We start from the raw sequence: 15,122 nt of genomic DNA on the forward strand, positions 1-15,122 counted from the left end.
GATTATCGGCAGCGAACGGCAGCAGTGAATGACGTCTGGAACAGACGCGATGCGCCGCCGAAGTCACGGACAACGTGCGGATACGCGCTCGTCACGCTTGCCTGTCATGCTTACCCGCGCTGTTCGCGCTTGCGGTGTTGCGTCTTCGAGTACAGAACGAGCCGGCTTTTGTGTTTATTCCGCGCGAGACGATGTACCAGCGTGCCGGGTTGGACGCTGCGTTGCAGCAGAAACGCAGCGCTGCCGCGACCACCGTGCCGCGCTTCCCTGGAACCGCACGAGCAGGTACGGGACTAAGATGAAGCATTTCAGTCCCGTACCTGCTTGCGCGTTTTATAAGTGTTCAGAACAAACGGCGCCCCGCGCATGTCGGGGCGATCCTTCATCGTGAACTCGACTCGGGTCATCGGATGATGAAGCGCAGAACTTTCCTGCTCGGTGGCGTCGGTGCGGGTGTGTTGCTCGTCGGCTGGACCGCGATGCCGCCGGGACAGCGTCTGACGACATCGAAGCCATTGCCCGTCGAAGGCACGCAGGTCGCGCTGAACGGCTGGGTCAAGATCGCGGCGGACAGCACCGTCACGATCATGATGTGCAAGTCGGAGATGGGACAGGGCGTGCACACCGGCCTCGCGATGATGCTCGCCGATGAACTCGACGCCGACTGGTCGCAGGTGAAAGTCGAGAACGCGCCCATCGACAGAATCTACAACGACCAGCAGAGCATTGTCGACGACCTCTGGTTCCGGCCCGACGACGAAAGCGAAATCAAGCGCCTTGCGATCTGGATGGTGCGCAAGTTCACGCGCGAGTTCGGCGTGAATACGACAGGCGGTTCGGCGAGCCTCAACGATCTGTGGACGCCCATGCGCGAAGCCGGCGCGTCCGCGCGTGCGATGCTGGTCGGCGCGGCGGCCGCGAAGTGGGACGTGCGTACGGCGGACTGCACTGTCGAAGGCGGCAGGATCATGCATCCGTCGGGCCGTACGGCGAGCTTCGGCGAAATGACGGCGCTCGCGGCGCAGCAACCGTTGCCGCGCCGGGTGGATCTGAAAAAGCCGGCGCAGTTCAGGATTATCGGCAAGCCGCTGCGGCGTATCGAGGCCGCCTCGAAGACCGACGGCAGCGCGCGCTTCGGCATCGATGTGCTGCCTGAAGGCCTGCTGTACGCAAGCGTGAACATGTGCCCCACGTTAGGCGGCAGGGTTGCGCATTTCGACGCGTCGCATCTTCCCGCGAAGCTGGGCGTCATCAAGGCATTCGCGGTTGCGCCGTATAACGGCGGCACCGGCGGCGTAGCGGTGATCGCGCGCGACATGTACGGTGCGCTCACCGCCGCCGCAGATCTCAAGCCGACATGGCACGAGGGCCCTGCCGCGAAACTGTCCAGTGCGGATATCGACGCCCGGCTCTCAAAGACGCTCGACAGCGAAAGCGGTCACGCGTTCTACACGCTCGGCAATGTCGATGCCGCGCTGGCGACGGCTCACCAGAAAATCGCCCGTGAATATCGCGCGCCCTACCTCGCGCACGCGCCGGTCGAGCCGGTCAACTGCACGGTGCAGTTCAAGGACGGCGCGGCGACCGTATGGGTTGCCACACAGATGCCGACGCTCGCGCGCAGGCATGTCGCGAAGGTGCTCGACATCGACGAGGACAAGGTCGATCTGCGGGTGCAACTGCTCGGCGGCGCGTTCGGCAGGCGGCTCGAAATGGACTACGTCGCGCAGGCCGCGGCCATCGCGAAAGAAGGCGGGGGGCGGCCGGTGCAGACACTCTGGTCGCGCCAGCAGGACACACAGCATGACTTCTACCGGCCGGCGTGCCTGTCGCGCTTTGAAGCCGGTCTCGACGCCGACGGCAAGCTGGTGGCGTGGCGCAATACATCGGCGGGGCAGGCGGTCGTTCCGCAGGCGCTGAAGCGGACGTTCGGCGTACCGGACCTGCATCTGCCTTTCGACAAGACGACCTCCGAGGGCGCCTTCGACCAGCCGTACGAATGGCCGAACGTGCGCGTCGCACATGCGTTCGTCGAGCTGCCGGTTCCGGTGGGATTCTGGCGTTCGGTCGGGCATTCGCATCAGGCGTTCTTCACCGAGTGTTTCATGGACGAGGTCGCCGCGCTCGCGGGCAAGGACCCGGTCGAGTTTCGCGCCAGCCTTCTTGCGCGGCATCCAAAGCATCTGGCCGTGCTGCAGAGCGCAGCGGCACATGCCCACTGGGGCAAGCCGGTCGCGCTCGCACCGGACGGCGCCCGGTGTGCGCGTGGCATCGCATTGCATCAGGCGTTTGGCAGCATCGTCGCGCAGGTCGCCGAGGTCTCGCTCGCGCCGGACAGGAGTGTGCGCGTGCATCGGGTTGTCTGCGTGATCGATTGCGGCACGCCAGTGAATCCGAACCTGATTGCGCAGCAGATGGAAGGCGGCATCATCTTCGGGCTGTCGAGTGCATTGCAGAACGAGATCACGATCTGCGAAGGACAGGTGATGCAGAGCAACTTCCTCGACTTCCCGGTTGTGCGGATGTCGAATTGCCCGGCGATCGAGGTCTACATCATGCCGAGCGAAGAACACCCGCAGGGCGTTGGCGAGCCGGGAACGCCGCCCATCGCGCCCGCAGTCGCGAACGCGCTCTTCGCGCTGACTGGCGAGCGCCACTATTCACTGCCTCTCGATCCCGACACCGTACGGCTGCGAACCCCATGTCCGCTGGATCCCGCTAACACTGCATCGAAAAAAACATGTCCTCCCTCAACGTGAACAGCAAGACGGTGACCGTCGAATCCGATCCCGACACGCCGCTTCTCTGGGTGTTGCGGTGCGAGTTGCACCTGACCGGCACGAAGTTCGGCTGCGGCCTCGGCGTCTGCGGTGGCTGCACGGTCCATCTGAATGGCGAAGCGAGCCTCGCCTGTCAGAAGAAACTCAAGGAGTTGAACGGCCAGAAGATCACGACGATCGAAGGCGTGCAGGGTGCCGAAGCGAAGGCGCTCAGGGCAGCGTGGCTCGATATCGACGTCGCGCAATGCGGGTACTGTCAGAGCGCGCAGTTCATGGCGGCCTGCGCGCTGCTCAAGCACATGAAAGGTCCGAAGTACGCGAAGGAACTGGACACGGACATCGACGCGGCCCTGTGCGGCATCGTCTGCCGCTGCGGCACGTATCCGCGTATCCGCAAGGCCATCCAGCAGGCCGCGGCCACGCTGCACCTCGTCAAACGGCCGTAGCGGGCGTTTGCGTCGGCTACAGGTCCTCGGTGAACATCGGCGTGGTGCCGTTATTGTCTTCGTAGTATTCGGCTGTCGCTGCGCTGCCGGCTCCCAGCCGGACGACCGTGAATCCATGCATGTAGGTGCGGCCTTCGACGCCCAGTTGCACATCCGCCACCTTCGGCGGATTGACGATGCCCGGCATCGGCGCGAACGGCGGTGTGTCTGCGTCCGCGAAAACCGGCACCGCGCCGTTGCCGATGCAGCGGCCGCGCTGAAGCCCCTGGCAAGGGTCGTAGACGGAAAGATTGTGCTCGTGGCCCCAGAACCACGCGGCGATCGGCTGCTTCGCGGCTTTCGCGAAGCGCTGGTAGCTCGCGACAAGCTTCGGGTTCCAGGCCGTGAACGTGCCGTCGGTGCCGCGCGGGCCGATTTGCGAAAACGCGGAAAAGAGCTGATGGTGCGACATCAGGATCGTCTTGCCATTGAATTCGCTCAGCCTGTCGATGATCCAGGCTTCCTCGTCCGGTTCGATGAACGTCAGCACTTCCTCGCCGATAATCGGGACGCTGTCGTGCAGGCCGGTGTCCATCGCAATGAACTGCCAGTCGTCGTTACGCAGACAGAAGAAGCTGGCCGGCTGCACCCATGGATGACCGTTCAGCGAGGCGATCAGACCGTAGTAGCCGGCGCCGCCCGAATACATGTCGTGATTGCCGGAGAGCGTGTACACCGGCACGTCCTTCTCGTCGCGCTGCAGTACCGTATCCACGATCCGTTTGAAGTTGACGTCGCACTCCTCCGCGGTGCCGGAGTAGTAGATGTCGCCGAGATGAATCACGACATCCGGATCCTGCAATGCCACCTGCTTCAGCAGATTGACGGCGATGTCGGTACCGGTACCCCAGTCAGCGATCAGCGCGACCTTTGCGCCCGCCATGAGCGGCACGGTGACCGGCCCGACCGTCGCCGGACGGATGTATGGAATCGTCGCGCGCCCGCCATCGGGCCCGAAGTACTGCACGTAGTTTGCAACGGCGCCGGCCCAGGCGGGATCGCAGACGTTGTAGCGCATGACATCCTCGATGCTCTGTGCGGTGGTCGTATCGCCGCGCGCACGCGCTTCCATGAGGGCGAAACCCAGCTTGGCGCACTGCCACACGTCCTGCGCGATGCCGTCCGGCGGTGCATCGGGTAGCGTGGCAGCGCCTTTTGCCTTGAGCGCGGCGACCTGCTCCGCCGCGTGCACGAGGCCGTTCTCGAGTCCAGGGCGCGATGCGAGGCCAGTCAGATCGCTGGCCGCGCGCACAACGTGGTCGACGACGGATTGATAGAGCGAGACAAATGGATCGCGGAAGCTCTGCGGCATGCTCATGGTGGTCTCCTTGCGGCTCGCGCGCACGCGGGGTGGCGCGCGGCGATCCCTGATCGGGGCGTAAGACGGTCTCTGCGACGCAGGCAGGCGAACGCGCGGTCGCCTGATTGAAACGACTCAATGGCCGGGTTTCTGAAGTGTGCGCGATGTGAGTGGCCCAATGGCGGACGCTCGCGCATCCCGGGCGACGCGCAATGACGTCCGCACGCGATGCGCGGACGTCAGCCCTCTTCAGTATTGATAGAAGGAATGGAGGGCGATCGTTTTGTTGTCGCGCTATGTGCGGTAGCGCACATAGCGCGTGGCTGTGGCACTGGCGCCGGCGGTTATGGTGCGACGCCTTCGCCGTTTCGCGCGACGATCCGTCCGTGCGAGACCACCAGTTTTCGCTTCGGCCGGGCGGTGACGGCGTGTGCGACTGTATCTGCGTCGAGCAGCACGAGGTCGGCGCGTGCGCCCACGTTCAGGCCGTAATCCGCGAAACCGCAGCCGCGCGCCGCAGCGCCGGTGACGCAATCGAACGCGAGTTCGAGATCGTCGTCGCGACGCAGGTCGTAGCGCATGCCTAGAAGCATCGCCCGCTCCAGCATGTCCGGCGAACCGTACGGTGTCCACGTATCGCGCACGCCATCGTTGCCCGCGAAAATCGTCACGCCCGCTGCGATGCATGCCTTCAGCGGTGGAACCGGTACGGAAGACGGCGCCGTTGTCAAAAGCGCGACGCGCAGACCGGCCAGACGCGCAAGCAGCACATCACGCGCGCGCTCCGGCAGATCGCCGAGACAGAACGCGTGACTGATCACGACGCGCCCCTGCATGCCGAGCGCTTCGACGCGATCCAGCAGCAGGTTCATCGTGAAAGCGCCGATCTCGCCGGGCTCGTGCAGATGAATATCGATGGGCTTTTGATGTCGCGCTGCAATATCGAACGTCGCATCGAGCGACGCGACCGGATCGCCGTCGATAAGCGCCGGATCGAGCGCGCCGAGCGCGTCGGCGCCTTCGGCGAGCGCGCGATCGAGCAATGCGGCCGTGCCGGCCCGCTTTAGCATTCCCGATTGCGGGAACGCGACGATCTGCAGATCCATCGCGCCATTCAAGGTTTCGCGCGTGGCAAGCACACCTTCGAGATGACGCAGGCCGGCGTCCGTGTCGATATCGACATGCGTGCGAAGCCGTGTGGTGCCCGCGTGCAGAAACGCGCGCGCAAGCGCAAGCGACTGCACGCCCGCATCGTGCCCACTGCCGGCGCGCCAGTTCCGTTCGTTTTCGATGCGGTCGGTAAGCTTCGGGCCGACTTCATTGCGATACCACGGCATGCCCCACATGGTCTTGTCGAGATGCGTGTGACCTTCGACGAAACCCGGCAGCGCGAGCGCGCCATGACCGTTCTCTTCCACAGCGCCGGGTTCGCGCTTCAGGTCAGGTCCGATCGCCGCGATGCGCGTGTCGATGATCGAGATGTCTGCACGCGTACCGTCCGCAAGACGCACGCCGGTGATCAGCAGATTCCTGCTCACGCTGACTCCGCGGGCGCTTCAGGGGCTTCAGGCGGCGCGAAGCGCGGTTGCACGGCGATGAGCTGATCGTCGGAGGTCGCCACGATCCATCGGTGTGCGCGCTCAACCATGTGCCGGTTGTGATCCTTCAGCGGACCGAGCGTGCTCGCGGTTTTCCACACCACGGGCGCGGCGCGGCTGGTTCTTCCGGAGGGCCCGCCCACAAGCAATGCATAAGGGCCGAGCGGTAACGAAACAAACGGGAGCGCCGGGCTGATCCGCACGCGCCAGTCGATGAACGGCGCATCGCTGAAAAGCAGCGGCGACGGCAAGCCGTAGAGCACAGTGAAGTCGTAGAGTGCGAGCTGTTCGCGCATCGGCACGTACGGCCGACGGATATCGCCGACAACCGCTGCGCGGATTTCGTCGTCGAACATGGCTTCTTCTGAATAGCGCGCGTGGGCTTCCTGTGCTTCGCGCTGGTAAGCGCTGAATACGCCGAGGTCCACGCAGTCGTGCACGGCGCGCTGCACTTCCGCCGCCGATCCCGCTTCTTCAGGTTTGCCCATCTGCGCGGCCCGCAGAAAGCGGGCGAGGCCGGCTTCGTGGACCGCGGGTCCCTCTGCCCTGGGTTCGTCTTCGGCATCCTTGCCGAGCGGCACGAACAGATATTTCTCCGCGGCGAAACGGGATTTCTTGCCTTCGTCGAACTTCACGCCGCCATCGGTGCAGTCGAGATAGCGTGTGCCGACTCTGCCATGCTCCCAGACGTAGTTTTTCAGAAAAGGCCGTAGCGGATGCAGTATTTCGTGTTCGGTCATTCACACCCCTGTCTGAGTTTTTAAATGCTTACCGGCAACGCACACATCCGCTGCTAATGATCGCTAACCCCGGCCCCCGGACGGCCGGCCCCCGGATCACCGGGGTGCTCATGCCCCACATGCACGGGCGGCACGAACCACGCGAGACACAGACCGATCACCGCCGCGACAGTGGCAAGCGCGAGACCCACGTGTATCGAAGACACGAGCGCGTCGCGTGCGGAATTCATCATCGCATTGCCGGAATGGCCCGCGCTGATCAGACGGCTGATCAGCGCGGCCTGTTCGTCGCGATCGACCAGCAGTTCAGGGCTCGCGAACGACTTGAACCACTGCGTCGCCTGATACGAATCCAGCGAACGGTGCACGCCCATCGTGTACAGATGGCCGAGCAGCGCGCCCGTCATGACCGTGCCCAGCATGCCGCCAAACGTGCGGAGCGATTGCAGCAACGCCGTAGCCGCGCCGACATGATCGCGCGACACGATCTGCTGCGAAAAGATCGTCAGGTTCGCGGCGACGAGACCGAGGCCAAGACCGCTCACGCCCATGCAGGACATCCATACGATATGCGGTTCCGTGCCATTTAGCGCGACGAGGACGAGACACGCTATGGCGAACAGCGCAAATCCTGCATACATGAGGGCATTCGCGCGCCGTACGCGCGTGACGATGCGATTGTTCAGCACGCTGCCGACGGTCGTGCCGAGCAGCAGCGGTGTGATCAGCGTGCCGGAATCGTGCGGCGACATCGCATAACCGCCCTGAAACAGCAACGGCACATAGAACACGAGCGAAAACAGCGCGAAGCCGCCGAGCACGGCCATCGCAAAGAGCGCGGCGAGCTTGCGGTCCATCAGCATGTCGATCGGCACGATCGGATCGCCCATGCGTTTTTCCCACAGCCAGAGCGTGATGGTGCAGCCCGCGGTGATGGCGGCGAGCACCATCGTCGCGCGGCTGAAGCCTTCTCGCGGAAACACTTCGATGAGCAGTTGCAGCGCGCCGAACGTTACCGCAAGGACGAGTGCGCCGAGCCAGTCGAGACGCACCGGCCCGCTCTGCCGTGCGTGGCGCAGATGCGGCAGGAAGCGCAGCACGAACAGCAGCGAGACGACGCCGATCGGTATGTTGACAAAGAACACGAGCCGCCAGCCGCCGTATTGCGTCAGCATGCCGCCGAGCATGGGACCGACGATATTCGCGAGGCCAAACGCGGTCGAGACGAACACCAGCCATCGCAGACGCAATTTCGTATCGGGGAAGAGGTCGGCGACGGTGGCGAACATCGTGCCGATCAGGATGCCGCCGCCGATGCCCTGCAACCCGCGCGCGATGACGAGGAACAGCATGCTGGTCGCGACGCCGCACAATACCGACGCGACGGTAAACACAACGATCGCGGCAACGAGAAAGGGCTTTCGTCCGAAGAGATCGCCGAGCCGCCCGAAGATCGGAATCGTGATGACCGAAGCCAGCATGTACGACGTGGCGACCCACGCATACAGATCAAAGCCCTTGAGGTCCGCGACGATGCGCGGCAGCGCGGTGCCGACGATGGTCTGGTCGAGCGCCACCAGCATCGCCACGAAAGCCACACCGAGCATGGCCAGCAGCGATTCGCGAAAGGGCAGCAGTTGCCTGTCTGGATCAAAGGCAGCGATGCCGGGAGTCATGACGTGCTCCGCGCAATGTCGGGGGCGGCGAGTCGCAGGCGACCGGCCGGAATGCCTGCGTATGCCGGGCTTCATGAATGTCGCACCGCGAATTGAAAGCAGCAAGGCATTTGATTGATACGACGAACGTTCTGACCTGAACCATCTGATACGCGGGCTTGCGCACGCCCATGCCCGTCGCGGTCGACCCGGCGTTATTTGAGGGGAAACCCTGAGAGAGAAAACGACAATGGCGCGACAAGAAGGAATGACTAGACTGTAACCAAACGTAACTAAGTGTGACGAAACGATAACGATAGGTACGGGGATGTGACGCACGCGGGACCAGTTGGTCGGGGAAAAGAAGAAGAGTTCGGGGAAAAATAAGAAGAACAGAAATAACAAACACGTAGCGGCTTTAAAGCCGCACGCATGGGGGTAAATGGCCGCAGGTTTCCTGCGGCCATTTTTTTTTTGCCGATACGGATGTGCGTTACCCGTATCAGGCCGGCTTGCGTGCGGGAATCGCCAAACCTCTGGCCACGGCCGGACGCGCAATAAACGCTTCGAGCGCGCGCGTGACGTGCGGGAAGTCCGAGATCTGGACAAGGTCGCCCGCTTCATAGAAGCCGACCAGATTGCGCACCCACGGGAACGTAGCCATATCGGCAATCGTGTAGGCGTCGCCCATGATCCAGTGACGTGTTGCCAGCCGCTCATTCAGCACGCCCAGCAGACGCTTCGATTCGGCGACGTAGCGGTCGCGCGGACGCTTGTCTTCGTATTCCTTTCCCGCGAACTTGTGGAAGAAGCCCACCTGACCAAACATCGGGCCGACGCCACCCATCTGGAACATCACCCACTGGATCGTTTCGTAACGTCCGGCGGCGTCCTGCGGAATGAACTGACGGGTCTTGTCGGCGAGATAGATCAGGATCGCGCCGGATTCGAACAGCGCCAGCGGCTTGCCGTCGGGTCCGTCGGGATCGAGGATCGCGGGAATCTTGTTGTTCGGATTCAGCGACAAAAACGCGGGTGACATCTGATCCTGGGTCTCGAAGCTGACGAGATGCGGCTCGTAAGCGAGGCCTGTCTCTTCAAGCATGATGGAAATCTTGACGCCGTTCGGGGTCGGCAGCGAATAGAGCTGGATGCGCTCAGGATGTTGCGCAGGCCATTTCGTTGTAATCGGGAAGGCGGAGAGATCGGTCATCGTGAGTCCATGGGGCAGAGTGATTTGCGGCGACGCCGCGCCGGTCAGTGCGATTCAGCGTTATTCGTCGTACAGGACGATAAATATAAACACTTCCGTGGTTTCCTGCCTGGGCTGACCCGAGGCGCATGGCGCGGGTAAGTGCCAACGCGGTTCATGCGGGCGCTTTCTATACTTCATCGTGCTCAGTTCCCGATTCACATGCCGAACCTGTGACACCGCATTCGACCTGCCGAACGGGCCTGAACGACGTTTTAGGCGCGTCGTCCGGTCATGCAGTGGTGTCCGGCGACGCAATCCGCCCGCGCCCATGATCCAGACGGATTGCGGGCACGGTAACGCATTGCGGGAGGGCGATATGGCGACATACATCGAGCTGGTCAACTGGACGGATCAGGGCGCACGCACCGCGAAGGACACGATCAAGCGTGCGAATGCATTCAAGGAAGTGGCAGCCGGAATGGGCGTCAAGGTGCTCAGCGTGCAATGGACGCTTGGGCCGTACGACATCGTCATCACAGTCGACGCGCCGGACGACGAGACCGTCACGCGAATGGGACTGATGTTGGCACTTCAGGGAAATGTGCGCTCGACGACGATGCGCGCATTCGGCGAAGAAGAGATGGGGCGGATCATCGGAGGGATCAAGTAGGGCCGCCGCCTGCAGCGTGCGCGACATGGCGCCGTTCGCTGCCGTTAAAATGGTTCATGTGCCTCATCCATGCCGCGCGCGACATCCTGCGCGCGGCACACTTCGACCGCTCATGAACCACGACCTCTTTCCGGACCGCGGACCCGGCCGCGCCGATCACGCCAGTCAACCGGTTGCATCCACAACCTTCACGCGCGAATCGCTCGAAGCGCTGCTCGCCGGCGCTTCGACGCCGCCTTCCTTCGTAGATTGCATCTTCGACATAGCGGACCTGTCGCGACTCGATCTGGGCGGGTGCCACTTTACGCGCTGCTCGCTCGTGGAAACGTCGTTCTTCGGCGCGCAGCTAAACGGGACGCGTTGGCGCAATTGCCGTGGCCGGCAAGCCGATTTCGGCGCTTCCGATCTGCACGACGCGACGTTTCGTTCGTGTGATCTCAACAACACCAGCTGGCGCCGCGCGAAACTCGCGTCCGTATCGTTCAGCGAAAGCAAGCTGACGGGCGCAACGTTCGAGTATGCATCGACGCTGGGTCTGGAGTTCAGCGAGTGTCTGCTGATCGGCGCGGACCTGCGCGGCATCTCGTTCCGAAAGGCGACGCTGGAGCAGCTCGATTTTTCCGACGCCGACCTCGACGGCGCCGACTTTCGCGATGCCGTTTTTCACGGCGGCAGTCTGCGCGACGCGCTGTTGAAGAACGCGCGCTTCGCCGGCGCCGATCTGCGTGACGCAGACCTCGGCGGCCTCCGGCTCACCGATGCGGCACAGTTCCGTGGTGCGACCATTTCGCACGCGCAGGCCGCGATGCTGATGGAGGAACTCGGGCTGCGGGTGGCTTGAGGCGCGCGTGCAATACGCTTGCCTGCGAGGTCATTGAACGTCCGCGTGGTGCTGGCGACCCGCATTCTATCCATATGCACGTGCGCGCCTATTCTGGCGCGCAGTGCACAACGAACCTGATCAGCTTCGTCGGGCCGAATGCGTTGCTGATTGCAACATCGGCGGCGTCGCGTCCGCGCGCCATCAACACGCGGCCCGTGCGCGGCACGTTGTTACGCGGATCGAACGTTTGCCAGCAGCCGCCGACGTACGCTTCGAACCACGCCGCAAAATCCATCGCGCTCCACGGCGGGGGCGTGCCGACATCGCTGATATAGCCGGTGCAATAGCGCGCTGGAATATTCATCGCGCGGCACAGCGTCACCGCCAGATGCGCGAAATCGCGGCATACGCCTTTCTTTTCCTGCCACGCCTGAAACGCGGTCTTGGTCGGACGCGCGAAGTCATAACCGAACGTGATGTGATTGAACACATAGTCACAGATTGCCTGCACACGATCACGACCCGGCGGCGAACTGGAGAAGAGCTGCCACGCGACATCGGAAAGCAGATCGGTTTCGCAATAACGGCTGCCCAGCAGAAACACGAGACATTCGTCGGGCAGCGCTTCGACGGGAACCTGGTAGCTGAACGGTTCCGGCGCCTCCGGCTGATCGGAGATGTTGAGCAGCGCAGTCGTCGATAGCGAGATCTGCCCTTGCGGCGCGACGATGCGGCTGCACAGGTTGCCGAAGCCATCGCGATACTGCGTGATCGGCACCGGCGGATTCACGTGCAGCACATCGGGGCTCAGCACATCCTGTACGCGCGAATAGTGCGTGTTCAGCATCAACATCATCGGTGTCGGCTGCTCGCATTCGTAGATCAATTCATAGCCCACGCGGAGTTTCATCGGAACAACCTTTCTGTGTTGAGAGCGATTGGAGCGGAGCGGTCAGTCTTCGGTGACGCTCACTTCGACATCGAGACTTCGGAATGAATGCATGGCGCCATGCCATGTGCCCCACAACGGCAGCGCCTGGTAGTAATTCCACGCAACCGCCACGCGGATCAGATGCCGGTTGCCGATGATGCTGTTGGTCGGATCGAAATCGATCCAGCCGGCCCCCGGCAGATAGATCTGCAGCCACGCGTGCGTCGAGCCACCGCCCTGCGTCGCGTCGTGATCGGGCACGAAGATGTAGCCGCTGACGAACCGCGCAGCGAGCCCGAGCGAGCGCACGGCATCCATCATCAAAACCGCGAAATCGCGACAGCTGCCGCTGCGGTGGCGCAACGTATCGGCCGGACGGTTGACGCCCTTTTCGGTGCGTCGTACGTAGAAAAAGCTGGTTTTGATCTCCCGCGTCATCGCGCGCAAGAGGGCCATCGTGCCGGTCTTTCCGTCCGGCGAGATGAAGGCGCGCGCCCACGTGTCCACTTCTTCGTCAGGATGCTGGCGGCTGCGCGCATTCACGAGGTCCGTCGCTTCCTCGTTCGTGTACGCGAACGGCCAAGTCGCGGCATACGGTTCGAGCGAGTAGTCGGGCAGCGGCGCTTCGTAGTGTTCGAGCGTGACCTCGCTTCTGAAGAGCAGTTCTGTCGCCTTGCCCGAGAACGTGGCCACGGCGACCGAGTTGTCGAAGACATCGTGCAGCCAGTGCAGACGCGCGGGCGTGGGCGTGATGACAAGCTGCATCGTCAGCAGACGCAGGTCGTGACTCGCGCGCGGCCGGAACATCATTCGGTGCTCGCCAAAACTCACCGGCTCCGAATAACGGTAGACGCTGCTGTGTCGCACAGTCATGCGTTGCGGCTCATTCATGCCGCTTCACCAATCAGCCGTGATTGCAGGAGCCACCGGAATGACTGAAGTTGCCGGGACCGAAACGATCGCCATGTTGTCGCCCGTGAAAACCTGCCGCGACAGCACGAACTGGGGCGACGACCGTGGCCTGCTTCTCGTGAGCCACTTCGTGCTTCCCGGCGCGCTTCGTCGCTATGCGACCCGCCCGGCGGAAAGCATTCCGCCTTCAGCATACACGCGCCATATTTCCTGACGTCAGATGTTTTCTGCGTCGGGCGGCCGCGTTGATGGGTCAGGCGTTGTCCGTAACGGTAGTTGTTACTGCACGGTCTGCTCCAGTAGCTGCGCGACCTGCCGGAATGCACCTGTGAGCGCGGGATCGACGCCATATCGCTCTGCCAGCAACGCGCCCGGATCGAGGTAATCGACGCACACCGGCTCCTGCGCGTCCTGCCAGATCACGATCTTCAGCGGCAATTCGAGCGCGGCGTGCGGGTTGGCCTGCATGACAGGCGTACCGCCCTTTGGATTGCCGAAGAGAATCAGCCGGGTTGGGCGCAATGTCGTCCCCGCCTTTGCCGCTGCGGCGGCCTGATCGATGTCGGCGAAAATCGTCATGCCGCGTGACGTCAACGCCTGAGTGACAAGCTCCGCGGTTCGATCGAAATCGAAGCGGCTTTGCAGCGTGACCACAGCGGCCGGAGCGGAAAAAGTGGCCATAGCAGTGCTCCTCTATATATGGGCCTGTTTGCGGGGATCGCAATGGCCTGCCGCCAGCATACTGTGCCCCGGAATTAATGGCAGGCGAGCTGTACGCGTAATCCCTGGCGGGCGCTCCAGGGCGGTGGCGATACCATCGACCGGCTCGCGTCATAGCCAGCCTGCTTCACACCCACTACGGAATCCACCCGATGACTTCGACCGAACTTGCCGTCAGCGAAGCAGCCCTCGAAAAACTTCGCCACGTCAGCACCGCCACGCTTACCACGCAACTCTTCAAGCACGGCCTGCGCAACGTGTTCGTTCAGGGCATCGTGCCGCTCGTGAAGCCCGCTTTGGGCGCGCCGAATCTCGTTGGTCCTGCTTTTACGCTGCGCAATATTCCGGCGCGCGAGGACATCGATCACGTCGGCATCTTTCAGGATCCGGACCACCCGCAGCGCAAGGCGATCGAAACCGCGCCGCCTGGCAGCGTGCTCGTGCAGGACTGCCGTGGCGAACGGACCGTTGCATCGGTCGGCTCGATTCTCGCGACGCGCCTCAAAATGCGCGGCGTCGCCGGTATGGTGTCGGATGGCCCGATCCGTGACAGCGCGACGATCGCGGCGCTCGGCCTGCCGCTCTTCTGCGCGGGCGCGAGCGCGCCGCTGAATCTCGCGAAGCATCACGCGGTCGATGTGAACGTGCCGATTGGTTGCGGCGGCGTGGCGGTGTATCCGGGCGACATCGTCGTTGGCGACGCGGACGGCGTCGTGATCGTGCCGCGTCATCTTGCTGAAGAAGTCGCACACGCCGCGGCCGAGCAGGAACTGATGGAGCAGTTCATCACGGAGCGCATCGAAGCGGGCGCGCCGCTGCGCGGCACCTATCCGCCGAATGAAGAGACGCTTGCCGCTTACAGGCAGTGGCGTGCGGATCGCAACGAGGACGTGCCGAAGATGGGACCCGCGGACTGACGCATCGCGCGCACGCGCAGCCAGTCGATTCGACCACAGCAACCAGGCACGAAGAATGCCTCTGACTATGGTCACATTCCGTGGATCAACGAGGTCACTATGGAAATCGAATCAACTGCGTGGTTCCCGCTAGACCGGCATGCTCCCGTCCGCGATGGGTGGTACGAGGTGCGCCTCGTGAACGGAGACACGGCCTTCGCGAAGTTCGGCGAGGGTGAATGGACTGAGAAACCGATGCTCGTTTTTACACACTGGCGTGGCCTGTCTTCCGATCCAGCCGGATCAGATGAAACCGAAACCATCGACGCCGAAGTCGCCGCAGCCGAAGGCGTCCGTGCAGCCTGGAATGCGTTTTTCCCTGGCGTGGGCGGCGAGGTGCATCAGCAGAAGCATTAA

15 protein-coding genes are annotated in these 15,122 nt (G+C 63.1%); 7 read left to right on the forward strand and 8 right to left on the reverse strand.

Features of this window, described 5'->3' with window-relative positions; genetic code table 11:
• Positions 1-410: 410 nt before the first annotated feature.
• Together P3T16_RS25505 and P3T16_RS25510 are read left to right on the forward strand one after the other, a co-directional pair.
• Positions 411-2,759: a molybdopterin cofactor-binding domain-containing protein gene (locus tag P3T16_RS25505; RefSeq protein ID WP_429344393.1), complete on the forward strand. Its 2,349-nt coding sequence runs from the start codon at positions 411-413 to the stop codon at positions 2,757-2,759.
• The gene (locus P3T16_RS25510) at positions 2,741-3,226 is read left to right on the forward strand and encodes a (2Fe-2S)-binding protein (protein WP_429254006.1); all 486 of its coding nucleotides are present in this window, start codon (positions 2,741-2,743) and stop codon (positions 3,224-3,226) included. Before P3T16_RS25505 ends, P3T16_RS25510 begins: the two co-directional genes overlap by 19 nt.
• Positions 3,227-3,242: 16 nt before the next feature.
• On the opposite strand, the gene P3T16_RS25515 is transcribed toward P3T16_RS25510, so the two are convergent.
• The 5 genes from P3T16_RS25515 to P3T16_RS25535 form a co-directional block, all read right to left on the reverse strand.
• Positions 3,243-4,583 (reverse strand): metallophosphoesterase family protein, encoded by a 1,341-nt coding sequence (locus P3T16_RS25515; protein ID WP_429344394.1) that lies wholly within the window; start codon positions 4,581-4,583, stop codon positions 3,243-3,245.
• Between the two features lie 326 nt (positions 4,584-4,909).
• On the reverse strand, positions 4,910-6,103 hold the full coding sequence (locus tag P3T16_RS25520; protein WP_429344395.1) for an amidohydrolase family protein: 1,194 nt from the start codon (positions 6,101-6,103) through the stop codon (positions 4,910-4,912).
• On the reverse strand, positions 6,100-6,903 hold the full coding sequence (locus tag P3T16_RS25525) for a hypothetical protein (protein WP_429344396.1): 804 nt from the start codon (positions 6,901-6,903) through the stop codon (positions 6,100-6,102). The genes P3T16_RS25520 and P3T16_RS25525 overlap by 4 nt, the downstream gene beginning before the upstream one ends.
• A 53-nt stretch (positions 6,904-6,956) precedes the next feature.
• Entirely contained in the window at positions 6,957-8,579 is a 1,623-nt protein-coding gene (locus P3T16_RS25530; protein WP_429344397.1) for an MFS transporter, read from the reverse strand.
• Between the two features lie 481 nt (positions 8,580-9,060).
• Positions 9,061-9,771: a glutathione binding-like protein gene (locus P3T16_RS25535; protein ID WP_429344398.1), complete on the reverse strand. Its 711-nt coding sequence runs from the start codon at positions 9,769-9,771 to the stop codon at positions 9,061-9,063.
• A 358-nt stretch (positions 9,772-10,129) separates the two neighbouring features.
• Between P3T16_RS25535 and P3T16_RS25540 the strand changes: the two genes are divergently transcribed.
• Together P3T16_RS25540 and P3T16_RS25545 are read left to right on the forward strand one after the other, a co-directional pair.
• Positions 10,130-10,423, forward strand: coding sequence for a GYD domain-containing protein (locus P3T16_RS25540; protein ID WP_429254012.1), 294 nt, complete (start codon positions 10,130-10,132; stop codon positions 10,421-10,423).
• 112 nt (positions 10,424-10,535) lie between these two features.
• Positions 10,536-11,264, forward strand: coding sequence for a pentapeptide repeat-containing protein (locus P3T16_RS25545; protein ID WP_429344399.1), 729 nt, complete (start codon positions 10,536-10,538; stop codon positions 11,262-11,264).
• Between the two features lie 88 nt (positions 11,265-11,352).
• Here P3T16_RS25545 and P3T16_RS25550 read toward each other — a convergent pair whose 3' ends face one another.
• Both P3T16_RS25550 and P3T16_RS25555 read right to left on the reverse strand, forming a co-directional pair.
• Positions 11,353-12,156 carry a transglutaminase-like domain-containing protein gene (locus P3T16_RS25550; RefSeq protein WP_429344400.1) on the reverse strand — a complete coding sequence of 268 codons (804 nt, stop codon included), beginning with the start codon at positions 12,154-12,156 and terminating at the stop codon, positions 11,353-11,355.
• Between the two features lie 42 nt (positions 12,157-12,198).
• Positions 12,199-13,068 carry a transglutaminase family protein gene (locus tag P3T16_RS25555; RefSeq protein ID WP_429254015.1) on the reverse strand — a complete coding sequence of 290 codons (870 nt, stop codon included), beginning with the start codon at positions 13,066-13,068 and terminating at the stop codon, positions 12,199-12,201.
• Between the two features lie 40 nt (positions 13,069-13,108).
• Between P3T16_RS25555 and P3T16_RS25560 the strand changes: the two genes are divergently transcribed.
• Positions 13,109-13,303: a hypothetical protein gene (locus P3T16_RS25560; protein ID WP_429254016.1), complete on the forward strand. Its 195-nt coding sequence runs from the start codon at positions 13,109-13,111 to the stop codon at positions 13,301-13,303.
• Positions 13,304-13,368: 65 nt separating this feature from the next.
• On the opposite strand, the gene P3T16_RS25565 is transcribed toward P3T16_RS25560, so the two are convergent.
• Positions 13,369-13,770 (reverse strand): DUF302 domain-containing protein, encoded by a 402-nt coding sequence (locus tag P3T16_RS25565; RefSeq protein ID WP_429344401.1) that lies wholly within the window; start codon positions 13,768-13,770, stop codon positions 13,369-13,371.
• Positions 13,771-13,961: 191 nt separating this feature from the next.
• Between P3T16_RS25565 and P3T16_RS25570 the strand changes: the two genes are divergently transcribed.
• Entirely contained in the window at positions 13,962-14,726 is a 765-nt protein-coding gene (locus P3T16_RS25570; protein WP_429344402.1) for a ribonuclease activity regulator RraA, read from the forward strand.
• A gap of 99 nt (positions 14,727-14,825) precedes the next feature.
• Entirely contained in the window at positions 14,826-15,122 is a 297-nt protein-coding gene (locus P3T16_RS25575; RefSeq protein ID WP_429344403.1) for a hypothetical protein, read from the forward strand.

The sequence above is a fragment of the Paraburkholderia sp. GAS42 genome (assembly GCF_050436565.1).
Classification (GTDB): Bacteria; Pseudomonadota; Gammaproteobacteria; order Burkholderiales; family Burkholderiaceae; genus Paraburkholderia.

Bases quoted from the DNA above. Each gene is read 5' to 3' on its own strand.
- P3T16_RS25505 (WP_429344393.1), top strand. From the start codon at position 411: ATGATGAAGCGCAGAACTTTCCTGCTCGGTGGCGTCGGTGCGGGTGTG.
- P3T16_RS25510 (WP_429254006.1), top strand. From the start codon at position 2,741: ATGTCCTCCCTCAACGTGAACAGCAAGACGGTGACCGTCGAATCCGAT.
- P3T16_RS25515 (WP_429344394.1), bottom strand. From the start codon at position 4,583: ATGAGCATGCCGCAGAGCTTCCGCGATCCATTTGTCTCGCTCTATCAA.
- P3T16_RS25525 (WP_429344396.1), bottom strand. From the start codon at position 6,903: ATGACCGAACACGAAATACTGCATCCGCTACGGCCTTTTCTGAAAAAC.
- P3T16_RS25530 (WP_429344397.1), bottom strand. From the start codon at position 8,579: ATGACTCCCGGCATCGCTGCCTTTGATCCAGACAGGCAACTGCTGCCC.
- P3T16_RS25535 (WP_429344398.1), bottom strand. From the start codon at position 9,771: ATGACCGATCTCTCCGCCTTCCCGATTACAACGAAATGGCCTGCGCAA.
- P3T16_RS25540 (WP_429254012.1), top strand. From the start codon at position 10,130: ATGGCGACATACATCGAGCTGGTCAACTGGACGGATCAGGGCGCACGC.
- P3T16_RS25545 (WP_429344399.1), top strand. From the start codon at position 10,536: ATGAACCACGACCTCTTTCCGGACCGCGGACCCGGCCGCGCCGATCAC.
- P3T16_RS25550 (WP_429344400.1), bottom strand. From the start codon at position 12,156: ATGAAACTCCGCGTGGGCTATGAATTGATCTACGAATGCGAGCAGCCG.
- P3T16_RS25555 (WP_429254015.1), bottom strand. From the start codon at position 13,068: ATGAATGAGCCGCAACGCATGACTGTGCGACACAGCAGCGTCTACCGT.
- P3T16_RS25560 (WP_429254016.1), top strand. From the start codon at position 13,109: ATGACTGAAGTTGCCGGGACCGAAACGATCGCCATGTTGTCGCCCGTG.
- P3T16_RS25565 (WP_429344401.1), bottom strand. From the start codon at position 13,770: ATGGCCACTTTTTCCGCTCCGGCCGCTGTGGTCACGCTGCAAAGCCGC.
- P3T16_RS25570 (WP_429344402.1), top strand. From the start codon at position 13,962: ATGACTTCGACCGAACTTGCCGTCAGCGAAGCAGCCCTCGAAAAACTT.
- P3T16_RS25575 (WP_429344403.1), top strand. From the start codon at position 14,826: ATGGAAATCGAATCAACTGCGTGGTTCCCGCTAGACCGGCATGCTCCC.